This window comes from Fibrobacter sp. HC4, assembly GCF_023373925.1.
GTDB lineage: Bacteria > Fibrobacterota > Fibrobacteria > Fibrobacterales > Fibrobacteraceae > Fibrobacter.
On sequence record NZ_JALCZV010000001.1, the window covers coordinates 198329 to 216150 of the forward strand.

Here is a 17822-nt window from a genome sequence, read left to right on the forward strand (position 1 = left end):
CACCAAACAGCATTAGATTTTTCGGTTAGGTCTCATCAGGATCCACAACCGGCTTGATATGAAGATTGTACTGTACCAGGTCCAACGGATCTTCGTCGGGCAGCTTTTCACCAAAAAGCTTATCCACCACATTAAATAATGCCCGGATAAAGAAGAAGTGGTGTTTCCCTTCTTTCTGGGGAGTCTGGAACTTGAATTCCAAAGTTCTCTTTAAAAGTTGGACGGTCTGGGAAGGGGGCAAGTGGAACATCTTGCAACAATTGGTCACGTAGCCGTCAAATCCATAGTCGGGAACCTTGCCCCGTTCCAGCGGTTCACCATGATCAATGCACTTGGGATTTTCGATTACCGGATCCTGGACGTTTTTCTTGAGGAGCGCGTCTAACCACAGTTCGCGGGACTTGTCAGTCAGTTCGCCGCGAAAGGCCATGGTCTGGTCGCAGGGGAAAAAGGTGGAACAGCACTTGGGGCAAATACGAAGATCCAAGTGGCGGAATTTAATTTCGGCTACCTGGGAATTACAAAAGGGGCAATTACTCATGTTATGCAATATAAAAAATGAACAAAGAACATTGCCCGAAAAAAGCGTTCCCGCTTTACTATATTGCACCCCATGGCAAAAGTTGTACAGATTACCGCAGAAAATTTTGAAACAGAAGTTGCACAAGCTTCTGAAACCCGTCCCGTAGCAGTCCTCTTCTCCTCCGCCGAGTATCCGGATTGCGCCCCCTATTCCCAGCTGGTGGGAAAGTTCAGCACCGAACTTGACTTTACCCTGGGCGTCGTCAGTTGCGACGATCGCGCCAACATGCAGTTGATCCAGGCATTCCGCGTACGTTCCGTCCCCGAAATCCACGTGGTGGAAAAAGGCCAGATTGCCGACGTGATCGCAGGCGTGCTGCCCGAAGACGAACTGAAGAAGCGTCTCGAAAAGTTCTACACCAGCGACGAATCCCGCTTTATGGAAGCCCTCGAAATCGCCATCGCCAGCAAGAACTACGAGGTCGCCCTGCCCATGCTGAACGAAGCTCTGCAGAAGACTCCCGACGACAAGAAGCTTTTGCTCCTGTGGGCCAAGGCCAGTCTCGGCATGGGCGATACCGAAAAGGCAAAGGAAATTCTGAAGAAGTTCAACGAAGCCGACGACCAGTATAAGGAAGCCAAGTCCCTGCTGGAACTTCTGGATTTCCATGCGGAAGCCGCCAAGAAGGATGTTCAGGGCAAGGAAGCCATCGTTTATCACGAAGCCTGCTGCATGGCCGCCGCCGAAAATTTTGAAAGCGCTCTCCAGGCATTCCTTAATTTGTACGTAGAAGCCCCGGAATGGAACGACAGCGCAGCAAAGAAGGCTATGCTCACGCTATTCGGCGTTCTGGGACCCAAGCACGAACTGACTTGGAAGTACCGCGCCAAGCTGAACACGATCATGTTCATCTAGTTTAATATTTTTTAGATTAATGTTTAAAGCAAAGATGGGATTCTAGGAATTCCGTCTTTTCTTTTTCAGTGAGATCGCCACGACAGACTCTAATTCCGTCAGCGTAATTAATCCCCATGCCAACCAGGCCTGCGGTTCCACCAACAACAGTACCAACAGAGGCTCCAACAGCAAAACCCACTGGCGTCATAACAAGCATCAAAGATCCAATTACAGGATTGGAGCCCATCGTCGCCTTGGCGGCCTCAAAGAAGAATTCTCCCCCAAAATAAAAGCCCTTTTGGGCGCCCCCGGACAAATGATCAAGGAAAACCTTTCCATTACTTTTGGGAGTCCAAATTTCCGTTCCGCCTTCACAAATCTGAATTTTTTCTACCGGTATGGAAATGACGCTTTTCGAATCATTCGTCACGAACTTTAGGGCATCCTCTCCATAGCTGTAACAGTATCTGCTGGCTTCGAAAAAAGTCACCTGAGAACCGTACTCGTACCGGAAAGTCCTCTCATCACCATGCTGAACTGCAGACTGGTAGGCTTTCAGATCTCTTTCATCTATGGGCTCTGCTTCCGAAAGTTTTTCTGAATTATCACTAATCGAACCAACCTTTGATGAGCCGGAACAGCCCAAAAGCACAGCGGAACACACAATCAGAATCAAATTTAGACTTTTCATAATCAGACCTTCTAACCATTCCAAATCTACATTTTTTCTACATTTGATTTTATGAATATTGATTTCAACCGCAGATTGTCTATCGCCCCGATGCTGGATTGCACCGACCGCCACGAACGTTACTTCTTGCGTTTGATTTCAAAGCACGCGCTGCTGTACAGCGAAATGGTGGTGACTCACGCCCTGCTCCACGCCAAGCCCGAGATGTTCCTGGGGCACGAGGAATTCGAATATCCCGCCGTGCTGCAACTGGGCGGAAGCAACCCCGCCGATTTGGCCAAATGCAGCAAGATGGTAGAAGCCGCCGGATTCCAGGAAGTGAACCTGAATTGCGGCTGCCCCTCGGATCGCGTCCAGAGCGGAAGTTTCGGAGCCTGCCTCATGAAGGACAAGAACCTGGTGGCCGACTGCTTCAAGTCCATGCAGGATGCCGTAAGCATTCCCGTTTCCATCAAGTGCCGCATCGGCGTAGATGAATTCGACAGTTGGGAATTTTTCCGGGATTTCGTCGGCACCGTCGCTGACGCAGGCTGCAAGTACTTTATTATTCACGCCCGCAAGGCCTGGCTGAAGGGGCTTTCGCCCAAGGAGAACCGCGAGGTTCCTCCCCTACATTATGAATTTGTTCATAAGCTGAAGGCAGAAATGCCCCAGCTGAATATTGCCATCAACGGCGGCATCCGCAGCATGGACCAGGTGCTCGCCCACCTAAATGGCGACCCCACTTCTGCTGGAACGGGTGTGGCGCTGGACGGCGTCATGGTGGGTCGCGAACCCTACGAAAATCCCTGGTTCCTGCACGACGCCGACGAACGTGTTTTCGGAGATACCGCTCCCGCCGCCAAGTCCCGCAAGGCCGTCCTTGAAGCATACCTACCCTATGTAGAAAAGCAGTTCGCCGAAGGCTGCCCCGCCACCATCCTGGTGAAGCACATCTACGGCCTTTTCGCAGGCCTCCCCGGCGCCCGCAAGTTCCGCCAGATGCTCAGCGAAGGCGCCCCCAGAGCCAAAAATTACGGCGGACCCGCGGAATTAATCCGCAAGGCCATGGAATTTGTGGTGGAAGAAGTATAAAAACAGCTTACTTTAACCCGATTTTTCCCAAAAATTCCAAAACCCCTTGACAAACACCCCGAAATTTGCTCTATTTGGGGGCACAATTTTAAGTTTAACCTTTAACGGAGATACAATATGCCTTGCGGAAAGAAAAGAAAGCGCAGGAAGATTGCGACCCACAAGCGTAAGAAGCGCCGTCGTCGTGACCGTCACAAGAAGAAACTTCGCTAATATCCGTTAGCATCTTTTGTGATTTTCCTGTAAAGGATATAGAAAGACGGAGTGTTAAGCTCCGTTTTTCGTTTTTTCGTTTTTTAACCGAGCAGTTCCTGAGCTCACCAAAATAAGGAATAGAAAATGATCGATCGCAGCAAGCACTTCCTCCGCCTCGCCGACTGGAGCGAAGAAAAGATTCTCGAAACCGTAGCCATCGCTTCCCGCCTCAAGAAGGAAGTCCATGCAGGCCAGGTCTCCGACCGTCTCCACGGCCAGAACATTGGTATGTTCTTCGAAAAGCCGTCTCTGCGAACGATCACTACTTTCCAGGTGGGCATGAACCAGCTGGGTGGCCACGCCGTGCTGCTCTCCCCGGACTCCATCGGTCTCGGCAAGCGCGAATCCATCAAGGATGTGGCCCGCTGCCTTTCCCGCTGGGTGAACGCTCTCGTTGTCCGCTGCTTCAAGCAGGACCTGGTGGAACAGCTGGCTGAATACGGTTCTATTCCCGTTGTGAACGCCTTGACCGACGACTATCACCCCTGCCAGGCTATCGCCTTCGCCCAGATGATCGAAGAAAATCTCGGCGGCATGAAGGGCAAGACAGTAGCCTTCATCGGCGATGGCAACAACGTCGCCAACTCTTTCCTCGCCCTCTGCTCCAAGGTGGGCATGAACTTTACTTTGGCTTGCCCCAAGGGTTTCGAACAGCCTGCACACGTCATTGAAGAAGCTCAGGCCGACTTCAAGCGCCACGGCTGCCAGTACCGCGTATTCAACGATCCCAAGGAAGCTGTCAAGGACGCCGACATCCTTTATAGCGACGTGTGGGTTTCCATGGGCCAGGAAGGTCAGAAGGAATCCAAGCAGAACCACTTCTTGCCGTTCCGCATCGACGCAGACCTCCTGAAGTACGCCCCGTCCCATGTTAAGGTTTCCCACTGTCTGCCCGCTCACCGCGGCGACGAAATCACCGACGAAGTGATGGACAACCTGGACCTGAACATGAGCTACGAAGAAGCAGAAAACCGCCTCCACGCCCACAAGGCCGTGCTGTGGCAGGTCATGCCCCCGTTCAACAAGTAATTGAACAGCGTAGACTTTTTAAAAAGGCTCCCTCTGGGGGGGGCCTTTTTTCGTTTCCGTTAGAGTACAAAAGGCAGGCTCCCGCGAGAGCCTGCCTTTCTAACCACCAAATTCACTTTAGCTGTTCCGCACTCCGGCGCGTTCAGAACAGTCCTTACCTTAAGTCCTTTTCATTAACTCCATAAAATTTGATGTCATCAATCCAGATTTCCGTATCAAAATATGCAGAAACTGCGATGTTCGTAGCCTGCTTACTAACGTAATCCCAGCCCATGTTTCCATAGGTGCTGTCGCCCACCATAAAGTCGGAAGGTTTCACCACCACACGCTCCCATTCATCCGCACCACCAAGGGTGTCCAGGAACACTGCCTTGCCAGAAGTTCCGTCAACAATGGCTTCAAGATTGAAGGAATAGGAGCCCGTGCCACGAACGAAGTATTCCACGGAATCAATGCCGCTGAAGTCACAAGGATTGGAACTGGAGCAAATCCACAGGCCCATGAAAGACCAATGTCCCTGCATTCCAGAAGTTGTCCAGTGGAATGCCTTGCCCTCGCGACCTGCACCGGCATCTACAACGGCCAGGGCGGCGCTATCTTCAACAGGAGACATGACCACCGTGGTGTCCGTAGGCTTCAAATAAAGTTCGCTAGAATCTCCGGCAAACAGGACGTTAGACTTCAATCCGTTTTCAAAATCCAGGACATTTAGGTATCCCAGGAGCGCGGAGGAACCCGGTTCCTCGTCGGATGAGGATTCCGACTCATCGCTGGAGGAACTTTCGGCAATCTGACCGCTAGACGAACTTTCAGGAGCCGCCAGAGGAACAGTCACCAGGTCCTCGACAATAGAATCGCCGGCGACGATTCGAACGCGGTAATCTGCAGGAGCAAGGCCCTCAATCTTATAGAAGCCTTCGCTATCGGTCTTGACCTTCCGATCGGTACCGTAAACCTGGATCCAGACGCCATCGCTGCCTTCGGGCAAGTCGATCCTACCCGACATGACACTCAGGGGGCTAACGGCAATTTCAGAGGAATCCCCCATCTTGATCTGATTGGCCAGGAGCAGGGCAAATGCGCCACGGCCTTCATCCATCACCTCGAGGGTCATGGAATCTGCAAACAATGTATCGACGCGGACAATGCCGACGGAATCCGAGGTAAAGATCCTGACGGCAGTTTCCTTCTTCAAGACTTCCAAGGCAGGCAGATAGTTCGCAGCCCTCAAGACTGCAGTGGCGTTGGCCACAGGGGCACCACCTTCGTCCACCACCTGGACCACATAGGCGTTTTCTGTTTCGACAGTACTGACACCTGCCACCTCGCTATCCGTGGAACAGGCCACAAGCCAGCCGCCCACAAGCCCGGCAACAATGCACTTAAACATCTTAACCATACCACACCTCATTTTTTTACCCCTTTGGTGGCAGCGGCCTTGCCCGCCACACCTCCATTCTTGACAGCGGTCTTGCCCGCCACCGCGTCCATGTCGGCCACCGGGAACAGCGAGAACATGAACTGCATCACCTTGGTAGGCTTCTGCACCTCTTCTACGCGTTTCTGCACCTGGCGGCGGAATTCCAAGGTCATTTCCTTCAGGTCGTTAAAGCAATCTTCATCTACGCCCACCAGCAGCGACGACATATTTCGCCGGTCAGGTTCGATGGTAGCCAGGGCATTCTGAGCCAGAGCCAGCAACTGGTTCTGGTAGCTGCGAATGGCTGTCACCTTGGCGGTACCCGACGAGGTAAAGTTAGCCTGCCCCACCGCAAACCGTTCCGACGCCAGGGGCGTAATCAGTTTCAGTTCCTTCAAGACGCGGATGGCTTCTTCCACCTGTTCCTTGGAAACCACAGGCGTAATCTGCTTCACCAGCTGGGACACCACCGCCGAGCCGTTGTTCATCTCGATCAGGGTTCGCACCACCGGAATCCACCACTTGCCTAAAAACAGAAGCTCGTTGGTATTGAGTTGGCGCATCTTGACGTCCTTCAGGGACAGCGCCATCTTATAAAGCTTATCCTTCTTGGCGGGGGATTTCGTCTTGGAAGCCGCCACCAGGATTTCAAAAAGTTCGCCACTTCGGCCCTTCAGATCCAGCAGGTCCTTGACCAGGGGGATGCTGCGATTGGGCAAGTGAAGTTCCTTGTTCAGTACGCGGAACATCTGACTGGTTTCAAGGCCAAGTTTCTGCCCCATCATCTTATAGGAATACAGGGGCAACTCCAGCTTGCGCTGGGCATAGTAATTCTTCAGCAGATCCCTGTAATCACCAATTTCGTCGATATTCAGCATAGGCCCTTCTTAATTCTATATAATTTCCCATCTATAAGATAGATTCGCCTCCTGATTTTTTGCCCCCGTTAAAAAATGCCCTTTGCAAAAATTGCAAAGGATTTGTTGGATCAAGGGGTTACCGCAGACGGTCAAGAAGCTAACTTAAAGGTATCGTAAAACCACACCACAAAAAGCCCCGGGAAGGTCCCGGGGCTTTTTTAAACAGTCAGAATTCCCTACGGCTTACGGAGCGCTGTAATCAAACCAGTCGTAGTATTCCTGGTCTTCGTCATAGGTGCAGACCACCACTACATCAAGATCTGCTATGTAGGCGGTAGTACCCTCCATATCTTCATCGCAAGCATACACACCCAAGTCGTCAACCTCATCCAGCATGAGATCATAGCTTCCGGAATCGCCACTAGAGCTGGCAGGAGTTACGCTGGAGCTAGAAGGCAGAGCGCTGGAGCTGGAAAGATTGCCGTCATCATCGTCGTCATCATCGTCGTCATCATCGCTGGAAGAAGAGCTAGGCGGAGTAATATCTTCTTCGTCCATCCACATGTAGTCTTCCAGGTCATAATCGTAAGCGCAGATCAATTCCTGCTCCACGTCCTTGATGTAGGCAGTCTGACCCTTGGTCTTTTCGGAGCAGGCATACTTAGAAAGATCAGAGGATGTCATCACTTCTACATCGTACTTGGAATTGACAGACCTGTCATTGACACAACGCACGGAACGGTAGATGGACTTTTCCAGGGTATTCTTCCTGACACCGCCATCGGTGCTGGTAAAGCGCCAGCTGATAGCGTTTTTCAGGTCAAATTCATCGGAACTCCAGAAGGAGGCGTAATCATCCTGCTCCAAAAACTCGTTACCCTTCTTGTAGCCGGAAGCCAACACGCGGAAACCATACTTGTCGGTTCCGTTACCGTCATCATCCCAGCTAAAGGTTGCCTTCAACTTCTTGCCGGGGTCACTTCCCACAGCGTCAAACAATTCCTGCCATTCATCCTTAGAAGGCAAATGCCACCCATCGGGGCAGACATCCTGGGCATCGCCCCAGTAATACAGGGCGCCGTAATCTTCACAGTTGTCTGTCTTGTCATCATAGCAGAAAGAATTGGAGGACTTGTAGTTCAGGTTTTCCGCCATCCAGAGCTGATTACCGATAGTCACGGTCTTGTAACGTTTATTATCGCGGCTGTCCTTAAAGTCACTGTAGGAAATGGCCGGATTGAATTCTTCAAAATCAACCTCTTCGGAAGAGGAACTCGCGCGCACGGAACTGCTGGATTCCAGATCGTCATCAGTTTCGTTGTCAATCTTGGCGCTGGAAGAAGAAAGGATTTCTTCCTGTTCTTCGCTCGCACTACCGTTACCGCTATCGCCGCAAGCCACAAGGCCCAAAGTGAGGGCACTGCAAACGCCGGCCACACAGCCAACATAAAGAGCATTCTTCAAGATAGTCATAAAACCTCCTAATGATATCGCAAAGATAAAAAAATTTTTTGAGTCCTCCGTAAAAATGGATCCAACGACCTTTTTTTCTATCTTTTTTATCGCTATGGCTAACATCGGATATAGTTTTCTGCTTATTCTGGCGGCCTTCATCTGGGGAACAACCTTTGTGGCCCAGGCAGAAGGCAATTCTGCAGGCCCCTTCGTTTTCACCTGCACCCGCAATCTCATTGCCGCCGCACTGCTTTTCGGCCTAGCCAAGACCCTTGATGCCACTGGCAAAAGCCCTCGGCGTCCCGCCACTCCTGCCCAGCGCAAGAAACTCTGGAAGGCAGGCATTCTCTGTGGCATCGCCCTAACCTTCGGAACCAACTTCCAACAGCTGGGACTGTACCTAGGGACTTCCGCCGGAAAATCCGGATTCCTGACCACCTGCTACATTATCCTCGTGCCGGTCTTAAGCGTATTCATCGGGAAAAAAATCAACTTAAAGTCCTGGATTTGCGTAGGCATCACATTGGTGGGCCTCTATATGCTCTGCATCAAGGACGGCTTCACAGTCGAAGTTTCTGATGGGGTGCTGTTGCTGTGCGCGCTATCTTTCGCCATCCAGATCCTATTCGTAGACAAGTACGGCCCCGACGTAGATAACGTCCGCCTTTCTGCCATACAGTGTCTAGTGGCCTGCGTCCTTAGTGCCGCCCCCATGTTCCTAGTGGATATGGAATGTTCGGCTGCGGGCATGGTCCGTGCCGTAGAAATTTACTCCCACGGATCCGCCTGGATTCCGCTGCTTTATGCCGCCGTACTTTCTAGCGGTGTGGCCTTTACCTTGCAGATTGTGGCCCAGAATAAAATCAAGCCCACCATCGCCTCGTTGCTCATGAGCCTGGAATCGGTGTTTGCGGTTCTGGGAGGCTGGGCCGTGCTGGGAGAACAGCTGACCCTTCGCGAGGGCCTTGGCTGCATCATCATGATGGTAGCCGTCATTCTCAGCATCAAGAAATAGCTCGTCCGAAAGGACAGGGGGCAAAAAGGCAGTGGAAAAGAGAAATTCCACTCCATTTCCACCGCCTTTCTTTTAATTTGTATCAAACAAACTCTCAAAACAAGACAAATTTTACCTCAAACAGGGGTAAAAATGCAGAAAAACACAGCCTTACCCCACCTCTGGCCCCCAATTTTGCGAACGAACAAACAAAAAGGCAGTGGAAAATCGGTTCATACGCCCTTTTCCACCGCCTTTTTTCATTACCTCCGCGAGGCATCTCCATCTCCAAGCATAAAAAAAAGACCTCTCTTTCGAGAGGTCTTTTTCAGTGCGGATGAGAGGACTTGAACCTCCACAACCTTGCGATTACTAGAACCTGAATCTAGCGCGTCTACCAGTTCCGCCACATCCGCATGTTCGTGTGCCCAAATTTTGAAAATTATTTGCGATTTGTCAAGGGTAAAGGGCAAATTTTATTCATTTTTCATTAAAAATTTCCAAAATCCAGTCTTTTCGATGACTTTTCCAGTAACTCCAGTCATGTTCACCGGCCGGATCGAACTTCATATCGCACTGAAGAGAGGAATTTGCCTCCGCTCCCTGGTCCAGGGAATTGCAAAAGCGGGTAATCCAGGGAACTGTCACATCGGCAGGATACAGCCGGTCGGAACCGCCCTGAATAAAACGCCAACGTCCGGTTTGCAGACGACGTTCCCGGGCAATTTCTGCGGCATCGCCAAAGGCGGCCCCATAGGAACTGATCAGCAGTCTGGATTTCACCTGTCGACGGCCCCACAGGGAATAAGCCATTACACCCAGCGCCCCGTCTGAAATTCCCACCAGGTAGATGTTATCGATAGGGTAACCACGACGCCCCGCAATGGAATCCAGGGCCGCATCCACCCAACCAACAGCCACGGGAGTTACCCAATGGTCCTGCTTACAGGCAGACGCACTCATTACGATAAAACCGGGAAGCAGCTCCGCCATATCGCCGCCTGCAACCAACCCCTTTTCACAATTGCCGCTAGTCATACCACCGTGGAACCACACGGCGACAGAGCGGTGATCATTGCCCTTGTTTTGTCCGTTAGACTTTAAATTCCAGACGCCCACCAATCCCTTTTTAGGAGCAGACATGCCCGAAGCTGAGCCATAGGCGACCACGTTCAAGGTATCTTCGGCGGAGGATCCCCAGCACGAAGCCGCAAGGCCCACCACAAGAAACAGCGCCCAGACGGACTTAAAAAATTTCATTGGCTATGCCCGCTTTTTAACAAGCCACATGATCAAGAGCACCTGCGCAGCCAGGGCCATCGCCCCCACAATGCCGCTACCGATAAAGGCATAATAGACCTGGTAATCCATCACCAGTTCATCAAAGCTCAGTTCCCCATCCATAGACGAAATGGAGTGTACTACAAACAAATTGCTTTTTACTCGTACAGCCGTAATCTGCAACGGAATATCCCCAGCATCCATGGCGGCAAAACTGTACCATTCAGCCATATCATCCATCATGTCCTTGGAAGCATACAGCACGAAATTCACATTGTCGTCACCGTTAATCTGGAAGTTGGTCTTGTCAAAAAAGGGAATGTCCGTTCCGCCAAAGATGCTTGGAATCGAGGCGTGGGTCACCGTACCATAGAAAAGCTTGTCTTCTTCCGTAAATCCCTTGAGGGCAGGCATCATATAGGAAAGCAGCCAGCCCGCCAAGAACAGCAGCAGGAAGGCGAAATGCAAATAGGCCGGTTTACGGGAGGTATAGAAACGGAACATAAAACCCACTAGTCAATATTTTTAGAACGGAAGATAAAGAAAAATGTAGAAAGCAAAAGCACCAGACTCAAGAAATAGAAGGCCATGGGAATCCTGGATTTCAGGGAAAGCTCATCCATATTCTGGGACTGGAAGAACTGGATCATGTCTTCACAATACATAGCCGCCATGGAATTGTCGAAACGGCTCCAGGCCAGGGCAAGTTCCTCGTTTTCACGAGACAGCTTGATAAAGTCCGTCTTCAAGTTCTGGGGCAAGCGGGCAATTTCATCTTCACTTAGAGATCCCAAGCCCACCAGGTATCCGGCACGCATGGAATCCAGGGACATCACCATCTTTTGATGAAGGGAGCCTTCCAATTCCATAACCTGGGACCGCACCCCTTCCAGCTGATGATTCCAGGCCATTCGACCGGTCGTATAGCGGCGCATTCCCGCCACCTTGCTCAACACTTCCTTTTCAAAGCGGGACACGGACTCGTAGGACGGGACCTTTACACCAAGACCGCGAATGTTATCCATTTCCCTTGAAAAGGAAACGGCCATTTCCCGCAGGTTCATGGTCTGGGCCTGCACAAAAACAGAATCCGCTCCAAAGCCGATGCGGACACGTTCCATGCCGCGCATGGTAAAAGCTTCCTGCAGCTGGTAATCCGTCAGAGATTTCAGATGACGGGAGTAGATAACCAGTTGCGGCTTCTGGGAAAAATAGAACAGCGCCGTAAGCCCAACCGTAATGGCCAGGACAAGCCAGACCCAAGGCGTACGGACCCGCGTATTGAAGGTATCAGCAAGCTGTTTATTCTTAATATCTAACACAACACGAAATTACCTTTTTCTACTTTAGTTCGTATGAGAGCTTTTCGATTTACAGCTGTTTTTCGGGTCATTTCCCGCTTTTCTGCAACCTTTGCCGTCTGCGGGGCACTCTGCAGTTGCACAATCGAACGAGCCGAAGAAACCATTCTGGCCACCCATGCCAATGGCGCCAAGAAAACTTCCATCTGGGTTTACCCCAATGGCGAAATTCTAAAGCGCAACGAATGGTACTCCGACGGAATCAAGGAATACGAAATTCCCTACAAGGATAACGAGCCCGACGGTGAATTCAAGCGCTGGACGGGCTACGGCGACCTGGTTCTCGAAGGGGAATACAAGAAGGGCTTACGCCACGGAAAATGGATCAGCTATTACGGCGGACATTTCAACAAGAAGAAGGAAGCCATCCGTTACTACAAGGAAGACCACCCTGTAGGCGACTGGGAAGGCTGGCACTTTAATGGTGAGAAAGCATTTGAAGAACATTATAACGAGAACGGAGATTCCGTTGGCGTCTGGAAAAAGTGGGACGAAAACCGAACCTTGGTTGAAGAAAATTCCTGTTTTGAATCAAACGAAAAAGGTCATTTCAAGAAGTTTGCCAAGAGTTGCAAAATCCTGGAAAGTTACGAATGCAATTCGGGAGAACGCGAGGGATCCTACAAACTCTACTACGAAACCTTTGATGCTCCGGACTCTACGGGGGAAAGTTGCAACATATCCAAAATCCGTGAATCAGGAGTCATTGTATACGGAGCTTTAATTCCAGATACACTCTATAGAGCCGACGGTTCAGTCATCAAAACCATCAAGTATGGTGGTGGACATTATAAACGATCCCTCGATCAATGGTTTGACGAGCAAGGCAAGCTAATAAGAGAATCCTTCTACACTGAACAAAATCATAATGGATATACCGGTGTTTCCTACGGCTTATGCGAAGGATCCTCCAACTTTTTTTGCGCAGAAACATCCCATGTTCGAGAATTCAGTCCTAGCGGATCCATGGACAGCAGCGCATTAAGTCAAAAAGAAGCGTTCCGCCAAAGCGTCGGCAAATACAAAGCCTCAATACGTTATATTAAGCCCGACCACAAGTTGCTTTACGAAGAGTTCTGGGATTACGTGCCTGACAAAAGCTTTGGAGATCCGAGAATTCAAGAATCCCGTAGCTTCTATCCCGACAGCATGGGAGGTAAAATGGCCAGCGAAGGATTCTGGAAGTTTGACCTCAATAAGGGATCGCAGCGCAACGGCATCTGGCGCAACTGGTACCCCAGCGGCATCCTCAAGGACAGTCTCACCTACGTGAACGGCGAACGTGTTGGCGAACAGTTCAGCTACGACTCCACCGGCAAGCTGACCATCCACAAGACCGAGAACGGCAAGAACCGCCCCGTGATTATGCATATCCTAGGCAGCGAACGGTAAGAGGACGGGTATGAGGCGCGAGGTATGAGGGCGGAGCCTGCGGCTCCCTTGAGATATTATAATCGCGCCAGAGGCGCCAAACTTACTAATTCATATCTCATAATTCATAACTGTTAATCGTTCATTGTTAATCGCCTCTTGCAAGAAGAACCTCAAAAAATTTCTATCTTATGCCCCACTATGAGTGAAGCTATTAATAACGTAAAACAGGCATTTGACGCAGAACTTGCTCAAACTGACCTCACTAATCAAGAAGCCGTTAACAACCTCCGCGTGAAGTACCTTGGCAAGAAGGGCATGGTAACCGACCTGATGAAGCAGATGGGTTCCCTTTCCGCAGAAGAAAAGCCGGCTTTCGGCAAGCTCGTCAACGAACTTAAGGTGGCCGTCTCCGAAGAAATCGAAAAGGCCATTGCTACCGCCAACGAAGCCGCCCTCCAGAAGAAACTTTCCAGCGGCAGCGTCGACGTATCCCTCCCCGGCGCAGGCATTCCGTCTGGCTCGACCCACCCGCTGTACGACGTCCGCGAAGAGATCATCGACTTCTTCAGCCAGATGGGCTTTGAAGTGGACTTCGGCCGCGACATCGAAACCGACTGGTACAACTTCGAAGCATTGAACACTCCTCCCGACCACCCGTCCCGCGACATGCAGGACACCTTCTACGTGGACGACAAGGTGATGCTCCGTACCCACACCAGCGGCACCCAGATTCATTACATGGAAACCCACAAGCCGCCTTTCCGCATGATCGCTCCGGGCCACGTGTTCCGCGTCGATAACGATGCTACCCACGCCCCCATGTTCCAGCAGTGCGAAGGTCTGGTGGTAGACGAAAACATTTCCTTTGCAGACCTGAAGGGCGTCCTCCAGGTGTTCATGAACAAGCTCTTCGGTGAAGGCGTCAAGACCCGTTTCCGCCCCAGCTTCTTCCCCTTCACGGAACCTTCCGCTGAAATGGACGTGAGCTGCGTATTCTGCGGCGGCGAAGGCTGCCGTCGTTGCAAGGGCACCGGTTGGATGGAAATCGGTGGCTGCGGCTCCGTGGACCCCAACGTGTTCAAGAACTGCGGTATCGACGGTGAAAAGTACACCGGCTTTGCATTCGGCTTCGGTCTAGACCGTATCGCCATGCTCCGCCACGCTATCCCGGAAATCGGCTTGCTCACCGGCAACGACCAGCGTTTCCTGGACCAGTTCTAGTCCGAGCCAAAAGCTTTACAGGGCCTCGCCTTTGGCGAGGTCTTTTTTACGTACAAAATTACGAACAAGAAAGGCGGACCTTGCAAGGTCCGCCTTTCTTTAATAGTTTGCGATCTCGTTTAAGACGTCCAACAATTAGCGCTGCTTAAACCAGTAGCTAAGACCGATTTGGATACCGAAACGGTTTGAATCCACATTATCCAAATCAAAAACATTGGTCAAACCGTAGGTAATACGGCCATCAATGCCCAGACCGAACTTGAACACATAGCCCAAGCCTGCAGCGAAGTCTACGTTAAATCCACTGGCCTCATCTATGGATTCTGCATCGGTAGACCTACTTCCATATTCAGCCCAGCTCAAGGTAGTCAGGTTAAGGCCCAGGTTAACACCCAGATCCATGAAGAAACCCGGAGTAAAATTCAGACGGGCCAGTACGGGGATACTCATGTCAACATACATGATGTATCTATGGTAGTCATCATAATCATCCACATCAAAGTCATATATGGCGTATTCAATACCTGCACCGGTATGAATGCCGAAATTTTCGTTAACCGGGAAGAGCATTTCGAAAGTGAAAGCATCACCGGTACCGATGTTACCATCGGCATCACCCATCAGGGAACCAACGATAAAAGCATCTCGGAGACCGAGACCCACAGCAAAGCTCTGCACGGCGGCAAAAGCAACGAAAGCAAGAACGATTAGTTTTTTCATGTTTCCTCCATATTTAATTTAAGGCGGAGCAAATATAAAAACTTATCCATAAAAAAAAGCCACGAAAGAAAATCTTTCGCGGCCCATTATTGCTAAACAAACAGCTATGTTACTTTACACGATGGAAGTCATCTTCGACGCGGATGATATCGTCTTCGCCGGTGTATTCGCCCACCTGGATTTCGACGATGACCAGCGGAAGCTTGCCTTCGTTCTGCAGGCGGTGTACTTCGCCAACAGGGATGTAGGTGGATTCGTTGGGACGGACGTAGAACACCTTGTCGCCCACGGTGACGGTTGCGGTACCGCTGACTACGACCCAGTGTTCAGAACGGTGCAGGTGCTTCTGCAGGGAGAGGCGCTTGCCCGGCTTCACCACGATACGCTTCATCTTGTAGCGTTCGGAGGATTCCAGCACGGAGTAGGTACCCCAGGGGCGGTTCACCGTCTGAGGCACGCTGATCAGGTCAGAGCCGCGGACTTTCAGTTCTTCCACCACCTGCTTTACCTTCTGGCTGCTGCTGAGAGGAGCAACGAGAAGTGCGTCGGGTGTATCAACGATGAGCATCTTGTCAAGGTCGATGGTTGCGATGGCACGCTGGGAACCCATGACCAGGGAGTTCTTGGAGCCCACTGCAATGTGGCGGGGGTTTACGTTGTTACCATTTTCGTCGTGGGGATATTCGCCATAGAGGCTGTCGAAGGAACCGAGATCGCTCCAGCCGATATCGCTGGGAACCACCTTCACCTTGTCGGACTTTTCCATGACGGCGTAGTCGATGGAATTGGAAGGAATGGCCATCATGTCATCCATAGAAACGCGGATGGGTTCCTTTTCTTCAATGGCGGTATTGGCCAGAGCCTTCTTGGAAGCGGCCAAAATATCCGGAGAATGCTTCTGGAGTTCGTCGAGGAAGGTCTTTGCCTTGAAGCAGAAGATACCGGAATTCCAGTAGAAGTTACCTGCCAGCAAATACTTTTCGGCAGTGGCACGGTCCGGCTTTTCTACAAAACGCTTTACGTTTTCGCCATCGGCTTCGATGTAGCCGTAGCCAGTTTCGGGGCTGGTGGGAGTGATACCGAAAGTGACCAGGTTGCCTTCCTTGGCAAGTTCCTGGGCGCGGAGCAAAACAGCCTTGTATTCATCCTTCTTGCGGATCACATGGTCGGACGGAGAAACCAGGACGATTTCTTCGGGATCCAGGGTCAAGCAGGCCAGGGCGATGGCAGGGGCGGTATTACGGCCCACCGGTTCCAGCAGGAACTTGCCGCCCTTCTTGCCTTCGGCTTCCAGCTGGTCCTTAGCCAGGAAGAACTGGTCGGCGTTGGAAACGATGAACTGGGCTTCGCAGACTGCGGAGTTGGTCACCACGGTCTTGCGGAAGAGGGACTGTCCGTCAAAGAGCGGAGCAAACTGTTTCGGCATCAGGGAACGGCTTACGGGCCAGAGGCGAGTGCCGTTACCACCACAAAGGATAAGGTTGATCATTGAGTTACACCCTATAAATTAAACTTAGAGAATTATTACCGTCCCCACTGACCGCTGGACATCAACTGGATATTACGTCCAGTACTTGCAGCATTGTTAAGCAGAGCACCGGTCGGAGCAATCAAAGAAATGATACGGTTCCAGGTTGCAAGGCCAGAAGCGTCCACATAGACCACGTCATGAGAAGACAGGTTGAAGCGTTCTGCCATAGCAAGGGCCATGGCATTCTTGGCATTCAGCAGATAGACATCGATTGTCGTCTCATTGGAATTGCGAATCACATACACGGAACGGGAATCCGCATTCAAGGCATTCAGACCACCGGAAGAAGCCAAAGCTTCTACAAGGCTCAGCTTGCCATTGTTCACATCTACGGTTCCTACACGGCCAACTTCGCCAAGAACGTAAACCTTGTTGCTCTTCTGAGTTTCCTTCAGAGCGGGAACAAAGATCTGGTCACCGGGGCGGAGCAGAATCTTTTCAAGAGCTAGATTGTTCTGGAAAGCATCCAGATAGTTGATACTATAAACCTTGCCATCGCGGCGGAACTGCATGGCGGAAGGATCGGCATATTCATCAAATCCACCCACAAGGGAAATAGCGTCGGGCAAAGTCATGGGCTTTTCATCAAAGCCTACAGCACCGGGCTTGTTCACGGCGCCAGAAACAAAAGCCTTGCGACCATTGTAACCCGTCACACGCACGTCCACCTGGGGATCGTTCAAAATCTTATCGGAGAGGCGCTTTGTAATTTCTAAACGAAGTTCCTGTGCAGTCAAGCCAGCGACATTCAATTCACCGGCATAGGGGTAGAACAGCTTGCCATCGGTAGTGACCTTCTGACCGGCAGGCTGGTACTGACCCATAGGAGAAGTCAGTTCCGGATGTTCCCAAACCACGATCTGGACCATATCCAGAGGTCCAATATGGTATTCCAGCTGAGGCAGGGAATCCACCATCAAATCCTTGAGATTGCCTGCGGCAGATTCTTCTTCAGCAGAGGCGGCGGCAACGTTTGCCTTGCCCAGATCGCCCTGATCAATGTAGTGAACACGAACGGTATAACCATTATACTCGGCAGAATCGCCAGGCAGAGCCATCTGCATCTGGGGACCAGCGGCGCATCCAGACAAGAGGGCAGCAGCAACACCGCAAAGTCCCAAACAAATCTTCTTCAT

17 protein-coding genes and 1 tRNA gene are annotated in these 17822 nt (G+C 51.1%); 6 read left to right on the forward strand and 12 right to left on the reverse strand.

Going from position 1 to position 17822, the window contains the following annotated elements:
- Positions 1-25: 25 nt before the first annotated feature.
- Positions 26-541 carry a hypothetical protein gene (locus MMG03_RS00890; RefSeq protein ID WP_101478675.1) on the reverse strand — a complete coding sequence of 172 codons (516 nt, stop codon included), beginning with the start codon at positions 539-541 and terminating at the stop codon, positions 26-28.
- A gap of 72 nt (positions 542-613) precedes the next feature.
- Between MMG03_RS00890 and MMG03_RS00895 the strand changes: the two genes are divergently transcribed.
- On the forward strand, positions 614-1438 hold the full coding sequence (locus MMG03_RS00895; RefSeq protein ID WP_073155454.1) for a tetratricopeptide repeat protein: 825 nt from the start codon (positions 614-616) through the stop codon (positions 1436-1438).
- Between the two features lie 16 nt (positions 1439-1454).
- Here the strand turns inward: MMG03_RS00895 and MMG03_RS00900 are convergent, their stop codons facing one another.
- Positions 1455-2135 (reverse strand): hypothetical protein, encoded by a 681-nt coding sequence (locus MMG03_RS00900; RefSeq protein WP_249505410.1) that lies wholly within the window; start codon positions 2133-2135, stop codon positions 1455-1457.
- A 27-nt stretch (positions 2136-2162) separates the two neighbouring features.
- Here MMG03_RS00900 and dusA point away from each other — a divergent pair, with 27 nt between their 5' ends.
- Both dusA and argF read left to right on the forward strand, forming a co-directional pair.
- On the forward strand, positions 2163-3185 hold the full coding sequence (gene dusA / locus MMG03_RS00905; protein WP_249505411.1) for a tRNA dihydrouridine(20/20a) synthase DusA: 1023 nt from the start codon (positions 2163-2165) through the stop codon (positions 3183-3185).
- Positions 3186-3524: 339 nt separating this feature from the next.
- On the forward strand, positions 3525-4469 hold the full coding sequence (argF, locus tag MMG03_RS00910) for an ornithine carbamoyltransferase (protein ID WP_112132544.1): 945 nt from the start codon (positions 3525-3527) through the stop codon (positions 4467-4469).
- A gap of 154 nt (positions 4470-4623) precedes the next feature.
- Here argF and MMG03_RS00915 read toward each other — a convergent pair whose 3' ends face one another.
- The 3 genes from MMG03_RS00915 to MMG03_RS00925 all read right to left on the reverse strand — a co-directional run bounded on the left by MMG03_RS00915 (position 4624) and on the right by MMG03_RS00925 (position 8222).
- Entirely contained in the window at positions 4624-5868 is a 1245-nt protein-coding gene (locus MMG03_RS00915) for a carboxypeptidase-like regulatory domain-containing protein (RefSeq protein ID WP_249505412.1), read from the reverse strand.
- An 8-nt stretch (positions 5869-5876) separates the two neighbouring features.
- Entirely contained in the window at positions 5877-6767 is an 891-nt protein-coding gene (locus MMG03_RS00920) for a DUF4423 domain-containing protein (protein WP_083539604.1), read from the reverse strand.
- A gap of 225 nt (positions 6768-6992) precedes the next feature.
- Complete coding sequence (locus MMG03_RS00925; protein ID WP_249505413.1) at positions 6993-8222, reverse strand: fibrobacter succinogenes major paralogous domain-containing protein; 1230 nt, start codon at positions 8220-8222, stop codon at positions 6993-6995.
- A gap of 94 nt (positions 8223-8316) precedes the next feature.
- Between MMG03_RS00925 and MMG03_RS00930 the strand changes: the two genes are divergently transcribed.
- A complete protein-coding gene (locus MMG03_RS00930; protein ID WP_073233718.1) occupies positions 8317-9219 on the forward strand; it encodes a DMT family transporter in 903 nt (300 codons plus the stop codon).
- A 311-nt stretch (positions 9220-9530) separates the two neighbouring features.
- Here MMG03_RS00930 and MMG03_RS00935 read toward each other — a convergent pair.
- From MMG03_RS00935 to MMG03_RS00950, 4 genes are all read right to left on the reverse strand, one after another.
- Positions 9531-9614, reverse strand: a tRNA-Leu gene (locus MMG03_RS00935).
- A 64-nt stretch (positions 9615-9678) separates the two neighbouring features.
- The gene (locus MMG03_RS00940; protein WP_249505414.1) at positions 9679-10458 is read right to left on the reverse strand and encodes a hypothetical protein; all 780 of its coding nucleotides are present in this window, start codon (positions 10456-10458) and stop codon (positions 9679-9681) included.
- A 3-nt stretch (positions 10459-10461) separates the two neighbouring features.
- Positions 10462-10983, reverse strand: a complete 522-nt coding sequence (locus tag MMG03_RS00945) for a hypothetical protein (RefSeq protein WP_249505415.1) — start codon at positions 10981-10983, stop codon at positions 10462-10464.
- A gap of 8 nt (positions 10984-10991) precedes the next feature.
- Positions 10992-11801 carry a hypothetical protein gene (locus MMG03_RS00950; protein ID WP_083537946.1) on the reverse strand — a complete coding sequence of 270 codons (810 nt, stop codon included), beginning with the start codon at positions 11799-11801 and terminating at the stop codon, positions 10992-10994.
- A 33-nt stretch (positions 11802-11834) separates the two neighbouring features.
- On the opposite strand from MMG03_RS00950, the gene MMG03_RS00955 reads away from it, so the two are divergent.
- A complete protein-coding gene (locus MMG03_RS00955) occupies positions 11835-13232 on the forward strand; it encodes a toxin-antitoxin system YwqK family antitoxin (protein WP_249505416.1) in 1398 nt (465 codons plus the stop codon).
- Between the two features lie 180 nt (positions 13233-13412).
- The gene (gene pheS / locus MMG03_RS00960) at positions 13413-14435 is read left to right on the forward strand and encodes a phenylalanine--tRNA ligase subunit alpha (RefSeq protein WP_073233429.1); all 1023 of its coding nucleotides are present in this window, start codon (positions 13413-13415) and stop codon (positions 14433-14435) included.
- Positions 14436-14570: 135 nt separating this feature from the next.
- Here pheS and MMG03_RS00965 read toward each other — a convergent pair whose 3' ends face one another.
- The 3 genes from MMG03_RS00965 to MMG03_RS00975 form a co-directional block, all read right to left on the reverse strand.
- Positions 14571-15155, reverse strand: coding sequence for an outer membrane beta-barrel protein (locus tag MMG03_RS00965; protein ID WP_073283251.1), 585 nt, complete (start codon positions 15153-15155; stop codon positions 14571-14573).
- A gap of 109 nt (positions 15156-15264) precedes the next feature.
- Positions 15265-16644 carry a mannose-1-phosphate guanylyltransferase/mannose-6-phosphate isomerase gene (locus MMG03_RS00970; RefSeq protein WP_073155417.1) on the reverse strand — a complete coding sequence of 460 codons (1380 nt, stop codon included), beginning with the start codon at positions 16642-16644 and terminating at the stop codon, positions 15265-15267.
- A gap of 35 nt (positions 16645-16679) precedes the next feature.
- Entirely contained in the window at positions 16680-17822 is a 1143-nt protein-coding gene (locus MMG03_RS00975) for a polysaccharide biosynthesis/export family protein (RefSeq protein WP_073155414.1), read from the reverse strand.

Bases quoted from the DNA above. Each gene is read 5' to 3' on its own strand.
- MMG03_RS00890 (WP_101478675.1), bottom strand. From the start codon at position 541: ATGAGTAATTGCCCCTTTTGTAATTCCCAGGTAGCCGAAATTAAATTC.
- MMG03_RS00895 (WP_073155454.1), top strand. From the start codon at position 614: ATGGCAAAAGTTGTACAGATTACCGCAGAAAATTTTGAAACAGAAGTT.
- dusA (WP_249505411.1), top strand. From the start codon at position 2,163: ATGAATATTGATTTCAACCGCAGATTGTCTATCGCCCCGATGCTGGAT.
- argF (WP_112132544.1), top strand. From the start codon at position 3,525: ATGATCGATCGCAGCAAGCACTTCCTCCGCCTCGCCGACTGGAGCGAA.
- MMG03_RS00915 (WP_249505412.1), bottom strand. From the start codon at position 5,868: ATGGTTAAGATGTTTAAGTGCATTGTTGCCGGGCTTGTGGGCGGCTGG.
- MMG03_RS00920 (WP_083539604.1), bottom strand. From the start codon at position 6,767: ATGCTGAATATCGACGAAATTGGTGATTACAGGGATCTGCTGAAGAAT.
- MMG03_RS00925 (WP_249505413.1), bottom strand. From the start codon at position 8,222: ATGACTATCTTGAAGAATGCTCTTTATGTTGGCTGTGTGGCCGGCGTT.
- MMG03_RS00930 (WP_073233718.1), top strand. From the start codon at position 8,317: ATGGCTAACATCGGATATAGTTTTCTGCTTATTCTGGCGGCCTTCATC.
- MMG03_RS00940 (WP_249505414.1), bottom strand. From the start codon at position 10,458: ATGAAATTTTTTAAGTCCGTCTGGGCGCTGTTTCTTGTGGTGGGCCTT.
- MMG03_RS00945 (WP_249505415.1), bottom strand. From the start codon at position 10,983: ATGTTCCGTTTCTATACCTCCCGTAAACCGGCCTATTTGCATTTCGCC.
- MMG03_RS00955 (WP_249505416.1), top strand. From the start codon at position 11,835: ATGAGAGCTTTTCGATTTACAGCTGTTTTTCGGGTCATTTCCCGCTTT.
- pheS (WP_073233429.1), top strand. From the start codon at position 13,413: ATGAGTGAAGCTATTAATAACGTAAAACAGGCATTTGACGCAGAACTT.
- MMG03_RS00965 (WP_073283251.1), bottom strand. From the start codon at position 15,155: ATGAAAAAACTAATCGTTCTTGCTTTCGTTGCTTTTGCCGCCGTGCAG.
- MMG03_RS00970 (WP_073155417.1), bottom strand. From the start codon at position 16,644: ATGATCAACCTTATCCTTTGTGGTGGTAACGGCACTCGCCTCTGGCCC.
- MMG03_RS00975 (WP_073155414.1), bottom strand. From the start codon at position 17,822: ATGAAGAAGATTTGTTTGGGACTTTGCGGTGTTGCTGCTGCCCTCTTG.